At 59.9% G+C, this 18,622-nt stretch carries 14 protein-coding genes and 1 pseudogene; 10 read left to right on the plus strand and 5 right to left on the minus strand.

The window, feature by feature from the left end; genetic code table 11:
- Positions 1 to 213: 213 nt before the first annotated feature.
- From AU465_RS28910 to AU465_RS28920, 3 genes are all read right to left on the minus strand, one after another.
- Entirely contained in the window at positions 214 to 1,023 is an 810-nt protein-coding gene (locus AU465_RS28910) for a hypothetical protein (protein WP_192255715.1), read from the minus strand.
- A gap of 125 nt (positions 1,024 to 1,148) precedes the next feature.
- Positions 1,149 to 1,934: a hypothetical protein gene (locus AU465_RS28915; RefSeq protein ID WP_192255717.1), complete on the minus strand. Its 786-nt coding sequence runs from the start codon at positions 1,932 to 1,934 to the stop codon at positions 1,149 to 1,151.
- Positions 1,935 to 1,945: 11 nt separating this feature from the next.
- Positions 1,946 to 3,934, minus strand: a complete 1,989-nt coding sequence (locus AU465_RS28920; protein ID WP_192255719.1) for an adenylate/guanylate cyclase domain-containing protein — start codon at positions 3,932 to 3,934, stop codon at positions 1,946 to 1,948.
- A 189-nt stretch (positions 3,935 to 4,123) separates the two neighbouring features.
- Between AU465_RS28920 and AU465_RS28925 the strand changes: the two genes are divergently transcribed.
- A complete protein-coding gene (locus AU465_RS28925; protein WP_192255721.1) occupies positions 4,124 to 5,773 on the plus strand; it encodes a caspase family protein in 1,650 nt (549 codons plus the stop codon).
- A gap of 1,152 nt (positions 5,774 to 6,925) precedes the next feature.
- Here AU465_RS28925 and AU465_RS28930 read toward each other — a convergent pair.
- Positions 6,926 to 7,396 (minus strand): phasin, encoded by a 471-nt coding sequence (locus AU465_RS28930; RefSeq protein WP_192255723.1) that lies wholly within the window; start codon positions 7,394 to 7,396, stop codon positions 6,926 to 6,928.
- A 490-nt stretch (positions 7,397 to 7,886) separates the two neighbouring features.
- On the opposite strand from AU465_RS28930, the gene AU465_RS28935 reads away from it, so the two are divergent.
- From AU465_RS28935 to AU465_RS28975, 9 genes are all read left to right on the plus strand, one after another.
- Positions 7,887 to 9,143 (plus strand): ABC transporter substrate-binding protein, encoded by a 1,257-nt coding sequence (locus AU465_RS28935; RefSeq protein ID WP_192255725.1) that lies wholly within the window; start codon positions 7,887 to 7,889, stop codon positions 9,141 to 9,143.
- 231 nt (positions 9,144 to 9,374) lie between these two features.
- Positions 9,375 to 10,193: a carbohydrate ABC transporter permease gene (locus tag AU465_RS28940; RefSeq protein WP_376774914.1), complete on the plus strand. Its 819-nt coding sequence runs from the start codon at positions 9,375 to 9,377 to the stop codon at positions 10,191 to 10,193.
- A gap of 7 nt (positions 10,194 to 10,200) precedes the next feature.
- Positions 10,201 to 11,049, plus strand: a complete 849-nt coding sequence (locus AU465_RS28945; protein WP_192255729.1) for a carbohydrate ABC transporter permease — start codon at positions 10,201 to 10,203, stop codon at positions 11,047 to 11,049.
- A gap of 3 nt (positions 11,050 to 11,052) precedes the next feature.
- Positions 11,053 to 12,117: an ABC transporter ATP-binding protein gene (locus AU465_RS28950; protein ID WP_192255731.1), complete on the plus strand. Its 1,065-nt coding sequence runs from the start codon at positions 11,053 to 11,055 to the stop codon at positions 12,115 to 12,117.
- A gap of 1 nt (position 12,118) precedes the next feature.
- A complete protein-coding gene (locus tag AU465_RS28955) occupies positions 12,119 to 12,871 on the plus strand; it encodes a formylglycine-generating enzyme family protein (protein ID WP_192255740.1) in 753 nt (250 codons plus the stop codon).
- Positions 12,850 to 13,869, plus strand: coding sequence for a ScyD/ScyE family protein (locus AU465_RS28960; protein WP_192255742.1), 1,020 nt, complete (start codon positions 12,850 to 12,852; stop codon positions 13,867 to 13,869). Before AU465_RS28955 ends, AU465_RS28960 begins: the two co-directional genes overlap by 22 nt.
- 1,091 nt (positions 13,870 to 14,960) lie before the next feature.
- Positions 14,961 to 15,947 (plus strand): ABC transporter substrate-binding protein, encoded by a 987-nt coding sequence (locus tag AU465_RS28965; RefSeq protein ID WP_192255744.1) that lies wholly within the window; start codon positions 14,961 to 14,963, stop codon positions 15,945 to 15,947.
- 164 nt (positions 15,948 to 16,111) lie between these two features.
- Complete coding sequence (locus tag AU465_RS28970; protein ID WP_192255746.1) at positions 16,112 to 17,203, plus strand: ABC transporter permease; 1,092 nt, start codon at positions 16,112 to 16,114, stop codon at positions 17,201 to 17,203.
- Positions 17,200 to 18,000, plus strand: a complete 801-nt coding sequence (locus AU465_RS28975; protein WP_192255747.1) for an ATP-binding cassette domain-containing protein — start codon at positions 17,200 to 17,202, stop codon at positions 17,998 to 18,000. The genes AU465_RS28970 and AU465_RS28975 overlap by 4 nt, the downstream gene beginning before the upstream one ends.
- Positions 18,001 to 18,165: 165 nt before the next feature.
- Here AU465_RS28975 and AU465_RS28980 read toward each other — a convergent pair.
- Positions 18,166 to 18,622 (minus strand): annotated as a pseudogene (locus AU465_RS28980) (hypothetical protein); the annotation flags it as partial.

The following is an 18,622-nucleotide window of genomic DNA, read 5'->3' on the forward strand; positions in this document are numbered from 1 at the left end:
ATCTCTACCTCACCACACGCGCCCATCCCGCGCAGCGGGTTCGTTCTTCGGGGTAGCCTGCTAAGGAGCAAACGATGGCCCAAGGTAAATTGGGGCATTCGGTCCAAATTGCGGGTTCTCGTTGGATCTGCGCGACGCGCACTGAAGGAGGGGCGAATTTCTGCAGACGCTCATTCCGAATCACCGAGCACACAAGCGCTAGCCGAAACCTGGTTACGGCTTGGCTCCCTTCTTTATCAACATGTTGCGCATCTTGATGGTGATACCCTCAGGCTGAATCGCAGTGAACTGTGAGGCGAGCCCGTACCTCTCCCACTCGGGCCCGAAGCCCGCCATCACCGGACCGAGACAAAAGGTAAACCGCTTCGGATTCTTGGCGACACCGGGCTCGCACTGGTTGGTGATGTAGCAATGTGGTGCCTGATTGGTCGGGACGTTGTCGGCCGAATAGATCAGCTTGTCGTCGCAGGTGACCCGGATCCAGCCCGTCCTGTCGGCCGCCCATCGGATCTTCATGGAAAAGGCCACCCACGAACCGAAGCGCGCCGGCGGCTGGCACTCGTTGCCGAGGAAGGTAACGCCTTTGGTTGCGTCCGCTTTCAGCATGTAAAGAAAGTTGTGAATGAACGGCCCCTCCCAACTGGCGATACGAAGGCGGCTGTCCAATGCGCCCGGCAGGAAGCCTATGGCATGGTCGTTGTAGAAGCCGGGGTAGTTGAACGACGGATCGATCCATAGATCGAAGCGATACTCCATGCTCTCGCCTGTTTTGCCGTCCGGGCCTATCAGCGTGGAGCGTATGTTGCCGTTGTGGCAGTCGTTCTCGCCACGGCCGTCGCCGTAGTCCACGCTGCTGCATTTCCGGTCGAATATCTGGAAAGTGGTGATGCTGCCCTTCGTCACCGGCCTCAAGGGGCCGTTGAGCCCATTGTTCTTGAAACCGGCAGGAAACTTATCGGCCAGTGCGGAACTTGCAAAAAGCGCCGCCGCCAACGTCACAAACAGGAGAATGCACAGTTTCATGCTCCCCTCCCCGAATACTGACAGGGGAGGCTATCAGCGAGGTGCCGGCCAGGCAATCAAGCGGCTACCGTCGCTGTTGAACTCCTCGTATGACTTGCCATGCGACTCGGCTCCTGGCTGACAAGCTAATGCTGTTTCGTCACAAGTTGACGCACAAAGGCCAACGCTTGGCGTTTGCAACCGCTGCGCACCATCCATCCAAGAACTTCCAGCGGATTTTCGAGAACGGCGTTTTCCGGAAGCGCTTTTATTTCGATCAAAACCGATGTCTTGTTGGTCTCGACGATGAAGGATTTTACGTCGGCGGGAATAGGGTGAGGAAGAGAGTAAGTGGGCTTGCCGGCGCTCCAGACCAAGCCGTTAAACGACTGTCCACTGCCAAGGCGAACCGAGAACACCGCGCGCTCACCGATTCCGCGACGCGCCAGAACCACTTCGCCATTGCGGATGCAGCCGGGAGCGGATTCTTCGATGGAAATCGCCCAAGGATCGTCAAGTCCAGTCGGTTTGGACTGGTCGGCGGTGGTGCGCGCGCTCCCGATGGACTCGGTCCTCCGGCGCTCGTTCGTCAAAAGGCTCGCTATCAGGGCCAGGCTTGAAGGCCCTGCCTGACCGTCGCTGGCCCGCTGCGGACTGTCGGATGTCAGGGCATCCTCAGTGACCACCAAGGCTGCGGGACCTGAAATGGGATTCACGCTGCCGTCCTCGCCGAGCAAGGTGACGACCGCACCAGCTGGCACGTTGATGACGTCACTTGGCATAAAGATCTTGCCTGGCGGCAGTTCATCCACCACCGGCTCAGTTGACAGGACCACATACTGGCTGCCGGCCACCGCGCCTTGCGCCGTGACAAGAACGGCCGCGGCAAGGGCCAGAGAGGCGATTTGGGCGATCGGACGCATGAGGCTCATGTCATGATGGCCTATTTGCTGGCAAGATGAATGTCTGGCCGGAAGTGTCCGCTTGCAAGGCGGCCATGGTGAAAAGCGATCAGGGCGTCTTGCGGATAGTTTGTGACCAATAGCTCGAATGCCGCTGTCGCGAGCTTATCGTCAGTGGCAAGCAAGGCGTACGCCTTTGCATATTCCTCGCAAAGTATAATATTTTCCGACGTACGGCTCATTGCCTCGAAAGCCTCGATGCCTTGGCTCTTGCCCTTAAGGTGCAGAACCCCTACAGGGCGAAGTAAGAACCGCGCTGTTTGTTTTGCGACTTCGGCGCTTATGCAATTTTTCGTGCCGATGTACTTGTTTGCGCCCTCCAGTCTGGCGGCAGTGTTTACCGTGTCTCCAATAGCTGTGTAGTTGAAGAACCGATTTCCCCCGAAGTTGCCGACGATTGCCGGCCCGCCATGAATACCTATGCGGGTGGCGCCGAATGAATGGCCTCGTCCCGCCAATCTTTCTCGCAGCCGCTGCGCCAGGTCCTGTACAGCCAGCGCCAGGGACACCGCCCGCTCCGCCTGATCATTCTGCGCTACCGGGGCCCCGAAGAAGCCGACCACTGCATCGCCGATGACCTTGTCGATGGTTGCACCATGCTCAATGAACAACTCGCAGAGCCCGTGCAGATATTCGTTCAATACCTCTGCGAGGACCTCTGGCGCGAGTTTCTCGCTGAGAGACGTAAATCCCTCGACATCCGTGAATACACAGGTGACCTGTCGCCTCTCGCCACCGAGATGGAGAGCGTTAGGTTCCTTGACGATCGCTGCAACGACGGCCGGACTTACGTATTTCGAGAACGCGTTCTGTATGAAGTGGCGAGCATTCGCGTCCCGTCTCCAAGCCAGGAAGCCAACGAATGCCGACAGACCGAGCACCAGCAATGCAGGGGCGACCATCGGCACGAGTATTGCGAACCTCGCGAAGGCCCACGCCTCACCTATCCACACCAGCAGCACCGCACCGGCGACCGCGAAAGGCTTAAAGACCACGGGGATCGGCCGCGAAACGATCCACAAGCAGAACAGCCCGACAACAAGCATCGGCGCGTAACCCACCGCGGGCCAAGGAATCGTTATTCTGTTTCCGGACAAGAGTCGGGCTAACGAGTGGGCGTGGATTGCGACGCCAGGGAAAACACCGATTTCCGCGCCGCTCAACAACGCGAACGGTGTCGGATGACGGTCTATTTGCTGTAGGTCCACGCCGATAAGAACATATTTCCCCTCGAACCAACTGAGCGGTGCCAGCGGAACGGCCTGTGCTGGATAGGTTGAAAAATTGAAGGGCAAGCTGTTGGCCGTTCGGTAGTAGACCATTTCCTCCGGCCTGTGGCCGCTACTAACGCCGGTTGCTGCTGCCATTGCCGCAGCAAAACTTGGCGTCCACCCCCCCTCAACCTCTCGACCGGGAAAAGCTCCACGGACCACGCCGTCGAGATTGTCATGCGACAATGCCGCAAGGCCCCGCTTTGCCGACGGAGCGAACGCGTTGAGATAGTCGGACTGCCTCTGGGTGAGGCCATCAGCACGCGACGCCGAGGCGATCACCACGGGCACACTGGCGGCTTCGATAACAGTTTCGAGCCGGGCGTCCTTTTGCGGCTCTGTTGCCTGGTCGAACAAAAGGTCGATACCGATGACAAGAGGGTGGGCCGACTCGATCCGGGCCACGATGTCCGCCAAGAACCCACGGTCCGGAGGTGAGCGGTATCGAAAATTCGCCAGGGTCTGTTCCGTTATCGAGACCACAACAATGTTGCGTGGAGCATGGGTGAACGGCGAGATCGAGACCATCATCATGTCGCGCAGGATATTCTCCAGCGGCGGTGACACGAGAGCAGTCGAGACGCCCAGCAGAACCAGATAGGCGAGCGATGCGGCGATGCCACCTCGCTGCACACTGACGATCCGGCCAACTGTTCGCACGCCGAATTGGACCCCCAAGCCACTGGAAGCGCTACTCACTGCCAGCATATCCGTTCAGGTGCATCAAGCAAATTGCGCCCCTTGCATGGGGATGCATGACGCAGCACCGAATCGGTGTTTGCCAACAATCGTCTCGGAGCCGCAGGCTACCCGGGCCGCAGCCTGGGCTATAGCTCTTTTCGGTTGTATTAGCCTCTGCTACAGTTCCTTTGGGGAGCCGTTTCTGCCATGCGCAGCGCTTTCATTCTTTTGGTTTTATTGTTCGTTGCCATATCGGGACAGGCAGCCGCCGAGAAACGCGTAGCATTGGTAATTGGCAATTCGGCCTATCAGCATGCCGTCCAACTCGCCAATCCGAAGAACGATTCGTCCGACATGAATGCCAAGCTTCAAAGCCTTGGCTTCGAGGTTGTAAGCGGCCAGGACCTCGACCTCGCGGGAATGCGTCGCACGGTGCGCGAGTTCTTGGAAAAGCTCGACGGTGCCGATATGGCGCTGTTCTTCTATGCTGGGCACGGCCTGCAGGTGAATGGCAACAACTACATGGTGCCGGTCGATGCCGAATTGTCCGGCTACAATGACCTCGACTTCGAGGCCCTTCCGATGGACCTCGTACTTTCAGCAATGGAGCGCACCGCCAAGGTCAACCTCATATTCCTCGATGCCTGCCGGGACAATCCTTTCGCGGAGAAGCTTTCCCGCTCGATGGGGACGCGCTCCGATTCCGTGAGTCGGGGTCTGGCCAGGCTTGGCAGCGGAGTCGGCACGCTCATAGCATTCGCAACGCAACCAGGTAATGTCGCCATGGACGGAGCAGGGCGGAATTCTCCATTCACGGCCGCACTGGTCGCTCACCTCGGGACGCCGGGGCAGGATATTACGCGTGAGCTTATCGATGTGCGTCGCGATGTGCTGGCTGCGACGGAGGGCAAGCAAGTGCCGTGGGAGAACTCTTCTCTCACGGGCGAGGTAGTGTTGAAGCCTCTCGCGACGGAACCGAAGGCGGTATCTGTCCCCGCTCCACAGTCCACCTCGCCGGACAACGCAGTCGAACTTGCATATTGGGCGACTATCAAGGACTCGACCGACAAGAGCTTCTTCGAGGCATATTTGCAGCAATTTCCGGACGGCGCCTTTGCACCCCTTGCGAGATTGAAGATCAGCGCGATCGACAAGCGCGCCGAAACGGAACGGCAGGTGGCGCAGCTGCCGGAGGCGGAGCGCGCTACCAAGGCGACCGACGATGCCAAGGCAACGGAAGTCGCAAGCCTTGAACGCCCCGATCCCTCGGCGCAGTCATCGGCACCTACCCCGGACCCCAGCGAACTTGCGCGCTCCACTCAAACGGAACTCTCTCGCATAGGATGCCTTGAAGGCCAGGCTGACGGAAAATGGGGAGCCGGCAGCCGCAAAGCGCTTCAGGACTATGCTGATCGGCAAGGCGTCAAGCTTGCATCGTTGGAACCGACAGCGGGACTTCTGGACAGACTTAGGGCGGTCGGAGCTCGTATCTGCCCGCTTGCTTGCGAGGACGGAATGAGGGTGCAGGGCGATCGTTGTGTGCCTCAGACCGGTGGACTAAGCGCTTTCAATGGCACATGGAAATTAGTCAGACGGGCTACAACGGACTGCGGAGATTGGCGAGAACTCTCATCATTGGTCGTCATAAGTGACGGCAAAGTATCGTCTGACTCCGGGTTTACAGGAAGCATTTCTGGCAGCGGCGCCGTCAATATAAAACTGACCTTTGTTCATAAAGGAAGAACAGGCGGAAACACCCTGACTGGCGTCATAAAAGGTGACAGTGGAACCGGCAAATTTAGAGGGACTGGAGCTGGCAGCGGGTGTTCAGGGAAGATTTTCATGGAGAGAATGTAGAAATGCGGAGCCGGCCGTCGTCCGCACCCACGTTGAAAAGCCAATGCCACGAGGCCGGCAGTTGAAAGAGCTAACGCTACGCTTCCTAAAAAAACCCCGACAGAATGTTCAAGCCGGCTTCGCCGGGGGGGCGCATGGCGACGAGGTCCCGCGAGCTGGCAAGCGCCTCATCTCAAGTCGGCGCGTTCGGAGCGCCGCGAGACTGCCGCGAAGCATTTTTCGACATCATCACCGAACTCGCCCGAACCCGCTACGACGGTGCCGAAGCGTGGCTATCGTGCTGCCGCCAGATGACGTCCGGGCGGAGCCGGGCGGCTCTGCGGACGCTCATAGCGGCAGCCGTCATCGGCCTTGTCGCGGCCAGCGCAATTGGCCGGCGACGAGCGCAAACCTGTCGATCGCGGTCCTGCCGTTCGACGATTTCACCGGCAACGGACAGCAGTCCCGCCTGGCCGACGCTCTCACCGACGTTGCCTTCGGCCTTTTCCGGCAATGTCCGTTTTCGGGTTGATTGGCGACGTCCGCGGTAATGACTGGCGTGGGGCGCGAAGCTGCCATTCAAAACGTAGTGCGCTTAGAAGTTCGTGCTGGCGCGCTATCAGGCCCACGTGCCAGAAGTCAATGCCTTCAAAGCTATCCAAAAATCGAATCTAGTATCCCACTTTGTCCATAAGCAACCGCAATTCGGGCTGAGGCGCGACCCAGAAAGTTCGAAAAGCTTCCAGGAACCCCAGGCCATTTACCAAATGAAAACAGATGGTTAAGCAGAACTACCGCGGCTGATCCGTGGTGCACGGATTTCCCTATCCTATATCGCTCAAACCCTCGATCCCCCGCATGTTCATATAGAAAAGCCCGCCACCGTGAGGCAGCGGGCCAACGTCGCGGACAAGTTGCCCGCTGCGTTCAGAGCGATGCAAATTCGCCGCTAGCGACGCGCAGCTCAAATTCCGCGATCGCCGCCGCTTTTTGAGGTCGTCAGGCCACATGACAGTTTCGCCGTCGCCGTCAGGCTCGGCGTCGTGGCTGTCCTCGTCGTCGCAGTTGCCCAACTCCAGATCGAGGGTGTCGCCCGGCTGCCGCGATCGACCCAGCCCAGCGACGGCTCATCGTCGGCGGTGTGCTAGCAATCAAAGCTCGCCCAAGAAAAAGCTAGGCGACTTTGAGTTCCTTGACCGCCTTTTCGAAGGCGGACTTGATCGGCTTGGATACGTCCTCGACGGCTTTGGTCGTGACGGCTTGGAGTTCCTTGGCCTGCCCGACGGCCGTTTCAACCTGCTTGCGGATGAAGGCGGTTTGCAGTTCAACGAATTCGGAAGGCGACTTAACGGCAATTAGGGCTTCAAGGTGCGATAACGCGGCTTCAGTATTGGCGCGCAGAACGGCAATTGTCTTCAGCGACACCTCGCTGCCAACGGCTTTGGCGGTTTCGAAGCTCTTCTCGATAGCCTTCTGGGCGCCTTCAGAGCCCGCCTTGAACCTGGCAAGAACTTCTTTTGACTGTTCGACGCCCTTTTCAGCGGCAGCGCGGAACTCGGCCGCGGCCTTGGACGGATCGAAGGTCGGCAATGCGGTGCCTTCAATGGTATCAGGGGCTTTTTCAGCGGTGGACATAGTTTCCATCCTTCAGTGGACCCCCCAAAAACGCCTCGTTCATTTATGAAACCGACACAACCCGATAGCAATATTTTTGTGCGTTGCACCATGAATTTCTTCCCCCACGGTAACCAAGCGCTGAAGGCAGGGCGGCGCCTACGACCGCTGGCGGAAAGGAACCTAGCGCAGCCGCATCCTCTCATTAAGATTTGACCCAACCGGGGCGCATTCGTCACACCGTGAAGCCCCTCCCCTTCAATTGAAGCAGCCAAGCTGCTAAAATGGGGGGTAGCGCACCTCGGTGCACCAGCAGGAGATGTGGGTTGTGACGACCCGCCGGTTGTCCTGCTGTATTGATGCTTTGGCGGTCCAAGTGGCCCCCTGCGCTGTTCGCACACTCCCTGCAAACGTTGCCGACTGCGACGAAGCGCTCGCGCGATTCGTAAGCGGTCAAACGCGTGCGAGCGGTTCTGGCTCTGGCCGTCCGACAGGCCGGAGCGGAAAAGGGAGGAATACGATGGTCAGAAGATTTCTTTTCTCCGTGGTCTTCGCGCTGTCGTCGCTGATGGCGACGCACGCTTGGGCTGACATAACCGTGCTCGTTCCCTCGGGAAGCGAGGGCGACGGCCTGAGAGCCGCTGCCGCCGACTATGCAAAGCTGAAGGGCACCAAAGTCGAGATCGTCCAGGCTCCCTACAGCAACGTCTTCGAACAGGCGGCCAACGCCGGCCAGACAAAATCGGGCGCCTTCGACATCGTTCTGATGGATGATCCGTGGATTCCGTTCTTCGCGGAAAACGCGCATCTTGAGGACCTGACGCCCTATTTCAAGAAGGCCGGGCTCGAAGGACCAGACAGCGACTTCCTGTCGAAATCCCTGGCAATCTGCCGCAATCCTTACAACACGGGGCCTTACGTGTGCCTGCCCTATGTGGGAAACGCGCAGATGTTCTTCTATGACGCTGCCAAATTCAAGGAAGCTGGCATTGAGGCACCGACGACCTGGGACGACGTTCTGAAGGCAGCCAAAGCACTCTCCGAAAAAGGCGGCGGGCGCTATTTCGGCTACGTCTTCCGGGGTGGCCAGGGCAACCCTGTCGTCGCCGACTTCATGCCGATCTTCTGGTCCTATGGCGCCGACATGTTCAACGGTGACCGGACAAAAGTGACCATCGACACGCCCGAAGGTGCTGCCGCGATGAAGACCTTCATGGCGTTGCGCGACGTCTCGCCGAAGGGTGTCGAGAGCTACAACGCCAACGAAGTCGGCCAGGCCCTGGCGGCGGGCACCGCAGCCTCGTCGATCAACTGGCCGAACTGGGTCGCGACTTTCGAAGACCCCAGCCAGTCGAAGATGGTCGGCAAGATCTCCTACTCGCCTATCCCGGCGGGAACCAAACCGGGCAGCTCGGAAATCGGCCACTGGACGATGGGCATCATGGCCGCGGCGAAGAACAAGCAGGAGGCCTTCGACTTCATGCTGTGGGCGACCTCACCGGAGCAGATGAAAATCTCGGCCGAGCGCGGCAACCCGCCGGTGCGCAAGTCGATCTTCACCGATGCCAGCCTGACCAGCCAGGAAAAATTCCGGCATTATCCAGTGCTCATGCAAGCCATCGAAGCCTCGACGCCGCGCCCGCGTCATCCGAAGTGGCCTGAGATCGAGAACGCGTTCGGGATCGAGCTTTCCAAGGCCGTAGCTGGCACGGAAACGCCGGAGGAGGCGCTGAAGAGATCCCAGGCTGCGGTCGAAGAGATAACCGGCATCAAGTAGCTGGCCGCATGGTGATTAAAATGGAGCGATATCCGGAGATATCGCTCCATTTTGCCGGATCAGCTCTCGGGCAAGCATACGCGCCGGGTTTGGCTCTCCGGGTCGCCATGCTATGATTGACTGATATGACGGATAGAACTTCCGATGACCGTCTCTATCGGTGCGAAGTTCGGAAATTCGTTCGAGCGGTGGTTTGAGCGCCACCTCCGGGTATTGATGCTTGCGCCAGCCATGCTCGTGCTCCTGACGCTCACGATATTCCCGTCGATCTACATGATCGTGGCGGCGGCAACGCGGATCAGCCCGAATCCCGACCTGCCCTGGCAATTTGCCGGCGCTGACAATTTTTTGCGGCTCCTCACCGACGAGCAGTTTCACGTCGGCCTGTGGAACACGCTGGTGTTCACCGTATTCGCAGTCGGCACCGAGTTCCTTCTCGGCCTTGGCCTCGCCTTGCTGCTCGACCGATATATCCGGCGCCTGAATTTCCTGAAAACGATCCTGATGCTGCCGATGATGCTGCCGCCGGTTGCGGTCGCGATCACCTGGAAGCTCATCTACGAGCCACAATTCGGAGTGCTCAACGAGATCATGTTCCGGCTCGGCCTGCCGCTCCAGGCTTGGGCCGGCGACGTCCGGCTCGCTATGTTCTCCGTGATCGTCGCCGACGTCTGGCAATGGACGCCGTTCATGTTCCTGCTTATGCTTGCCGGGCTCGCCAGCCTGCCGGACGAGCCATACGAGGCAGCGGCGATTGATGGCGCCTCCGCCTGGCGGCAGTTCTGGGATCTGACGCTGCCGTTCCTGAAGCCGATCATCGCCATCGCGCTGCTGTTGCGCATCATGGACACGCTGCGGCTCTTCGACCTCGTCTTCATCTTGACCGGCGGCGGCCCCGCAGACCGGACCAAGACGCTCAGTCTCTATATCTACCAAGTGGCGTACCGCTTCGCCGACCCCAGCTATGCAGCCGCCATCTCGCTTTTCGTGCTGTTCACGACCGTCGCGTTCAGCACCTGGTTCATCAAGCGCATGCGGCTTGCCGACTAGAGGACCTATGGCGCACCGCCGAAAAAGCATCGGAATCCAGCGCATCGCCGCCTATGCGACGATCGCCGCAGCGCTCGTGGTTACCCTCTTCCCGGTCTACTGGATCGCAGCCAACTCGTTCAAATACGACATCGACATCTTCTCGATACCGCCGCAATGGATCCCCGCCAATCCGACATCGAAGCATTACCACGCCGCCTTCGTCGAACGGCCTTTCCTCATCTATGCATTGAACAGCCTGATCATCGCGGTCTCGACGACGCTCGTCTCGGTCGTCTTCGGTTCCCTGGCCGGCTATGCGCTCGCCCGTTTCCAGTATCCGGGCAGATGGCGCTATCAGATCTCCTTCTGGATCCTGTCGACACGCATGATGCCTCCCATCGTGACGATCATCCCGCTCTACATCGCCTTCAACCATCTCGGCATGCTGAACACTAAGCCTGCGGTGATCATCGCATATACGGCGTTCAACCTACCTTTCGCTACCTGGATGATGAAGAGCTACTTCCAGGACCTGCCGGTCGAGCTCGAAGAGGCCGCGATGGTCGACGGCGACACGCGATGGGGCGCGTTCCTGCATGTCGCTTTGCCGCTCGCCCGTCCCGGGCTGGCGGCCACGGCCATCTTTTGCCTGATCATTTCGTGGAACGAGTTCCTGCTCGCGCTCATCCTGACCCTGACCGAACGGTCGCAGACACTGCCGATCGGCATTGCCGGGCGCGTCACCCAGTACAACACCTATTGGGGCGAAATCAGCGCCGCCGGCTTCACTGCCTGCATCCCGATCATGATCTTCGCCTTCGTCGTCCAGAAACACCTGGTTCGGGGCATCTCGTTCGGCGCAGTCAAGGGGTGAGCCATGGCCTCGGTCGTCTTCCAGGACGTGGTCAAGATGTTCGGCACCTTCACCGCGGTCAGCGACCTCAATCTTGAGGTGCGCGACAAGGAGTTTCTCGTCCTGCTCGGACCTTCGGGCTGCGGCAAGACCACGACCATGCGCATGGTAGCCGGCCTCGAGGAGGTTACGGCCGGAGAGATCTTCATCGGCAGCGACCGAGTCAACGACGTGCTGCCGAAATATCGCGACGTCGCGATGGTCTTCCAGTCCTACGCGCTCTACCCCCACCTCAGCGTCGCCGACAACATCGGCTACCCCTTGAAGATCCGCAAGGTGCCGCAGGACAAGCAGCGCCAGATGGTCATGGAGGTGGCGCGCCGCGTCGAGCTCGACGGCCTGCTCGACCGGCTGCCGAAGCAACTCTCCGGCGGGCAGCGCCAGCGCGTCGCGCTGGCCCGCGCCATCATCCGCACACCAAAGGTATTCTTGATGGACGAACCGCTGTCCAATCTCGATGCCAAGCTGCGGGTCCAGATGCGGGCCGAACTCAAGCACCTCCAGCACGAGCTGCAGGTGACGACGATCTACGTCACCCACGACCAGATCGAGGCGATGACCCTTGCTCACCGGGTGGCGGTGATGAACAAGGGTGTGATCGAGCAGCTCGGCACTCCGAAGGAGATCTACAACGACCCGCGCACCCTTTTCGTCGCGGGCTTCATCGGTTCGCCGCCGATGAACCTGATCGACGGTGAGGTCAAGGACGGGGTCTTCACGAGCCTCGGTGGCGTCAGGGCCGACGGCCTCGGGAGCGCGAACGTTGCGAGCGCCGTATTGGGCGTCCGCCCGGAAGACATCCACGTCCTCCCTGCCGGAAGCGAAACGGCCAATATCGTGGCCCCGATATATTCAGTCGAACTGACCGGCGAAAGCACGCTGGTCACCCTGCGCGCCGGAGCGGCCTTGCTCACTGTTCGCGCCGACAAGAACTTTGTGGGCGACTTCGATCAGATGGTAGAGGTCGGCTTTGCGCCCGGACGGGTGTTCCTGTTTGATCGCCAGAGCCAGGACCGTGTTGACTTCTAGAATGCTCCTCGCCGTCGCGGCATTCCTGTGGACCGGAGGTGCCGTGGCCGGCGAGGAAGTTATTGCGCACAACCCGCTTGTCGAAATACCGGGAGGCCCGTTCGCCTTCGGCAACGACACGGGCGCTGAAGACGAGCGGCCGCGACGCCTCGTCGAAGGCCAGGCCTTTGCTATGAACCAGACCGAGATCACCAACGCGCAATATCGCCGCTTCGTCGCAGCTACGGGACATCGCGCCGCTTTCTACGACAGGCATCCCTCTCTCGGCCTGTCCGACCACCCGGTCGTCGGCGTCAGCTTTGCCGATGCTGAGGCGTTCTGCGCCCATTACGGCCTGAAGCTGCCGTCCGAGCAGGAATACGAACGCGCGGCGCGCGGGCCGCAAGGAGCGCGCTTTCCCTGGGGCGATGCGCCGGTCGACCCGACACGCGCCAACTATGGACGCGACGCCTGCTGCGACGAGGACGCCAGCGACGGCCATGACATGACGGCACCCGCCCGGTCGTTTCCGCTAGGCGCGAGCAGGGAGGGCCTGCTCAACCTCGTCGGCAACGTGTGGGAATGGACCCGCGACTTCTATGCGCCTTACGGCGGCGAAGCACCGCCCGAAATCGCTGGAAAGTATCGAGTGCTTCGCGGTGGCGCATGGAACAGCGACCTCACCCGCCTGAGCACGACCCACCGGCTTGCCTACGACCCTGATTTTCGCTTCGCCGCCAACGGAGGCTTTCGATGCGTGCGCACACCAGATTGATTGCCCTTTCGCTCATGGCGATCGCAACGCGAGGGTTGGCGGAGCCGAAGGCCGCGCCGGGATACGAAGTCGAAATCGCGCGAAAGCCGGGGGCGATCTTCGCCGGCCTTGCACGTGACGGGGATGCGCTCCTGGTCACGGACCTAGCCGACGGCCGCCTCTACAGGCGCACCCCGAACGGCCGTTTCACCGCTTTCGGGCCGGTCCTGCCGCATGGCACCGACGTCATGGGCGATCCGACCGGCCCCTATCGGGTCGAGCGCTATGGAAGCGGCTATCTCGTCGCCCAGGGCTGGACGCCTGCGGGCCATGACGAGGACCCCAACGACCACGCGATGCTCGAGGTCGACGAGGGCGCCGTCAGGAGGGTCGTCAGCAACGACTTCTGGAACCCGTACGACTTCGCCTTGTCGGGCGACACACTCTATGTCATCGACGCCGCACGGAACTCCGTCGAACGCCTTCTGGCCGACGGAAGCGGCCGGACGCAGCTCTTCGCCTTTGCCCGGCTGAGCACCAGCGGGCAGGCCCTCACCGCCCTGTCGCCGACCGAGTTCGGCGAGGGGCAGAAATACGAGTTCGACGCGGTTCCGACCGGCGTCGCCTCGTACGGCGGCCGGCTTTACGTTTCCCTGTTCGGCGGGTTTCCCTTCGTTGCCGGCAGCGGCCGTATCGTCTCGCTGCCGCAGGCCGGCCAGGCAAGCAGCGCCCGCATCGAGGCCGTCGGCCTAAATGCTCCGGTCGATGTCGTCTTCGATGCGAAGGGCAAGATGCTGGTCCTCCAACACGGCACCTTCGGTCAATCCAGTGGCTGGGCTTCTGGCAGCGGCAGCCTTCTCGGCTTGGACCTCGTCTCAGGAAAAAGGCAAGTGCTTCTCGATGGGTTGACCCGTCCGGTCGACGTCCTCCCCTTCGACAATGGCGCTATCGTCGTCTCACAGCTGGACGGGAATCTCATCTTTCTCGAACAGGCCGGGACTGGCCAACCGCGCCCCTGAATATCTGTAATCGATGGTGTCGCCGGCGCAATTGGAATGCGCTGCGAAACACCATCCGCAGCCATATCTTATTGACGGTAGCGTGATTTTTGGCGGCCCGATAAGAAAATCAAAGCGTCAGAAAGAGCGTTAAGCGTTTTCCAAAAATCGCAGGCGATATCTGACGACTATTCTGCCTTAGCAAGAAGTGACTTATAGTTCTATTGCGATAGGGATTGGATAGCTGACGCGACGGGTGAGGCCGTATCGGCTAGTCGCGGTCAGACTTCTTGCAATGGAGCTTCTTCACGCCGTGAAGCCGACCAAAGTCAATGACTATGCGAAAGGCTCTCAACAAAAGCGTCACACCAACCTACGGCCCACCCAGCGATTTACGCACCCTGAAAGAGGATATTGCGGCGCGACGAGTGGTTCTGCCCGGACGGTTCGAACAAATCGGCCGATATGCCTTGGAGAACCCCGAGGACATAGCTTTCGGGACTTGTCGACAAATCGCAGCTTCGGTTGGCGCGAGCGAGTCGTCGGTATCGCGCTTTGTAGACGCCTTAGGGTTCAATAGTTTCGCAGAATTTAGAGCAATCTTTCGAGCCTACATCCGCGACCGAAATCAAAAAGCGGAGCGGCAAAAACTGGGTTCGTCGGCCGACCAGCCCCCACGGCTGCTTTGATCGCCATCGCTTCTCAGATGGATCCGCCCCTTTAGAGCTAAAGCGATACATGCCGAGATTCTGCATTCGAACTCGAGTTGGGAACGTGGTGCGAACGGCTTCATAACCGCCGAGCTACACCACCTGATGGGACACGACCTGTATGACTCGGCCAGAGTAGTGCAAAGCCGCCGCCGAAGACCAAATGCAAGATCTTTCTGAACCATGCTATAATGCATGCGCATCATAGCATGCGTTACGGGTTAATTGGCCCGGAGCGGCGACGACGGAACGTTGCGGCGCTATCATTGAAGAGACTTATGAGTGGACACGATCAAACGCTCGGCTTCCTGCAATCAGCGATAAGCGCTTGAAACGATTCAGTATTGCAACGGATTCCTCCGCCTGATTTCGCCGCTACAAGCAGTCGAGGAGGAGAGAAAAATGCTGCGGAAACAAGCGCTGTTTGCAGTCGCGGCCGCACTGGCTCTGGCCATAGCGTCACACGGCGCCCACGCTGCCGCGAAGATCAAGATCGGCTTCCTGCCGGGTGTCGTCGATCCGTTCTATCAGGTCATGCAGGTCGGGGTTGAGGCAGCCGCGAAGGACCTCGGGGTTGACGTCGTCACGCAGGTCCCGCCGACTTGGGGCGTCGATGTTCAGACGCCGATCCTCGATTCCATGGTAGCCCGCGGCGACCTTGACTACATCGTTACCGCGCCGACCGACAAGGATCAGATGGTCGGCCCATTGAAGGCAGCTGTCGACGCCGGCATCAAAGTCATCACCGTTGACACCTTTCTCGGCGATGGAGACTACGTCAACGGCCCGGTGAAGTTCCCGATCAGTTACATTGGTTCGGACAATGTCGAAGGCGGCCGTATCTCTGCGCGCGGGCTGGCGAAGGCGATCGGCGGAAAAGGCACTGTTTACATCAATTCAACGAACCCCAACGTCAGTTCCGTTGAAGGCCGTGAAAAGGGCTTCAAGGAGGTGATGGAGAAGGAGTTCCCGAATATCAAGGTGCTCGGGCCAGACTACAATCTCGACGACCCCAACAAGGCCACGCAGCAGACCGCCGCAGTGCTCGAACGCGAACCCGGACTCGGCGGCGTGTTCGGCACCAACGTCTTCAGCGCGCAGGGGGCGGGCGCGGCGGTCGTGAATGCGGGTCTCGGCGGCCATGTCCAGGTCGTCGCTTATGACGCAACAAAGCTGGCCATCGAGCTGCTGAACAAGGGCGTGGTTACGCTGGTGCTGGCGCAGAAGCCCTACGATATGGGCTACATGGCGGTGCAATTTGCGGTGGCCGACGCAGCCGGGGTGACCAGCCTGCCGCGCCGCGTCGAGACAGGCTTTGCCATCATTGACAAGCAGAACGTAAAGGACCCGACGATCGCTCGCTTTATCTATCAAGTTCCGGGGAAATAAACTGGCCCGCTGGAATAGAGTCGGGGTGCTCTTGCACGGCGCCCCCGATCTGATTTCGGTTTCAGGTCACCCATCCATATTTTCGAGGAAACCGGTACGTGACTGATCGCGGGTCGAGAATTGTTTTGCCCGCAGGGGTGAAGTCTTCGGGGATCCTGACGCCTGTGCAGCGGTTCGCCCTATTGGCCAGCCGCATCTGGGCGTGGCTTTTCCTTGCCCTCATGGTGCTTTTCTTCGTCGTCACGGTGCCGCTGGTCAGCGGCGGCACGGTCCATTTCCTCACCATCCGAAATTCCCAGAACATTCTGGTCGCGATCATTCCGGTGCTGCTGCTCGGGTTGGGCCAGACCTTCGTCATCATCGGCGCCGGCATCGATCTGTCGGTCGGATGGGTGATGAGCCTCGCCTCGGTCCTGTCGGCACTCGCTCTGCGTTGGGCGTTCGATGGCGGGGTGCCGCTTTTTCCTTCGGTGCTAGTCGGGCTGATCGCGGGCGTCGGCGGCGCGGCCGTGGTCGGCTTCATCAACGGTGTCATCATCGCCAAGCTGAAAGTGCCGGCGTTCATCGTGACGCTCGGCACCTCGTTCATCGTGCGTGGCGTCGCCTACCTCATGTCCGAGAACACGACGGTGATCGGATTGCCACCGGGAATTCGCGCATACGGCAATGACGCGCTTCTATATTTCATCCGCGGTGAAGGCGGCGGCTTCTATTTCCTCAAACGGCCGGATGTGAGCGGCGAGCTGCTGCGCCGGATGGACACGATCCTGCCCTATCCCGTCATCGTGACCGCTTGCGTCGTCGCCTGCGCCATCTTCCTTCTTCGCAAAACCCAATTCGGCCGACATACCTACGCCATCGGCGGCAGCATGGAAGCGGCCGTCCGCACCGGTATCCCGGTCGATCGTCACATCATCAAGCTCTACATTCTTTCCGCCTCAACCGCGGGGATGGCCGGTTTCCTGTCGACGCTTCGGTTCACCGCCGGTTCCGCGGTCATCGGCGATCCCCTGCTTCTGTCCTCGATCGCGGCCGTGATCATCGGCGGCGTCAGCCTATTCGGCGGCGCCGGAAGCGTGATCGGGACGGTGATCGGGGCCCTCATCATCGCGGTCCTAACCACCGGGTTGGTAATGCTCAACGTCGAGGCCTTCTTTCAGTTCATCGTGGTCGGAACGGTCGTGATCGTCGCGGTGCTGATCGACCAGTCTCGCGACTTGATTGCTGGTCGTCACCGGAGGCGTGCCGAGGCATGACTGAGCCGCTTCTCTCCGTCAGGAACATCACAAAACGCTTCGGCGGCCTGGTTGCGGTGAACAATGTGAGCTGCGAGATCAATCGCGGCGAAGTCGTCGGTCTTCTCGGCGACAACGGGGCCGGAAAGTCGACACTGATCAAATGCATATCCGGCGTCTACCACGCCGACGAAGGCGAGATGTTCTTTGAAGGCAAGCACGCGCACTTTGCGCATCCGATCGACGCTCGCCGCCATGGCGTCGAGACCATCTATCAGGATCTCTCGCTCGCCAACAACCTCGATGTGGGCGCTAATATCTTTCTGGGGCGCGAGCTGAAAAAGCGCCATCTTGGCGGGCTGATCAAGACGCTCGACGACCAGCAGATGCTGCGCGAATCGCGCCGGACGCTCGAGTCCCTCCAGATCCACTTTCCGACCCTCACAGAGCCGATCGAGAACCTGTCCGGCGGCCAGCGCCAGGCGGTCGCCATCGCGCGGGCGGTCTATTGGGACGCCAAGCTGATGATCATGGACGAGCCGACCAACAATCTCGGCGTTCCCGAGCAGCAGAAGGTACTCGAGCTCATTCGCCGGTTGCGCGAGCATGGCGTGCCTGTGATCCTGATCACGCACACCCTGCCCGATGCGTTCGCAGTCACCGATCGCATCATCGTCATGCATCGTGGGCGCAAGGTGGCCGAGAAAGCAACCGCTGAGACGAACACGGAGGAACTCGTACAATACATGGTCGGCGCCCGCGACGATACGAACAAGGGCGTCCTGAGCCCGCAGAGAGAAATATCCTTGCCGCAATGAGTTTCCGGTTCGGATGCAATCTCGACAAGGGCTTGCCGATTGATCGCGCCATCCGGAATGAACTGTCACCCATCTCTCGGGAAGGGCAATCAATGACTTATTCGTACCTTTGCCATCCGCTCGGGGTCTTGACGAAACCGCCCGGAAGCGGACGCCGCTTGCAAATCATACCAAATCAAAGTCGCCTGCGCTGAGACTAGCGAGATTGACGTTGTAGAGCCTGAGGGTATCTCCCGTCAGCGCGTCGAAGACGACATCCGCATTTTGTTGTGTTGCATGATCCAAGATCTGAGGTGTAGCGAAAAGCTCATCGGGGATCCGAATTATATCGCTTCCCGGTGTGAAGTCTGTGATCACCGCGTTTCCGAAACCTGCCGAAAATACGAATGTGTCGCTACCTCCTTGGCCAGTCACGATGTCATTGGCGATTGCGTAGAGAACATTCGACTGATCGTTGCCGTAGACCCCGCTATCGTCACGGATGGCTTCGACCGAGTTTAATAAGAAAATGCTGTCCCTCTGATCGGCGGAGAGCGTCAAGCCGCTGGCGATCAGGGTATCGCTGCCGTCGCCGCCATAGACATGGGACACCGTGGAGGCGTCGGTCACGGTAAAGGTGGTG

It is taken from the genome of Mesorhizobium silamurunense (assembly GCF_014843905.1).
Taxonomy (GTDB): Bacteria; Pseudomonadota; Alphaproteobacteria; order Rhizobiales; family Rhizobiaceae; genus Mesorhizobium; species Mesorhizobium silamurunense.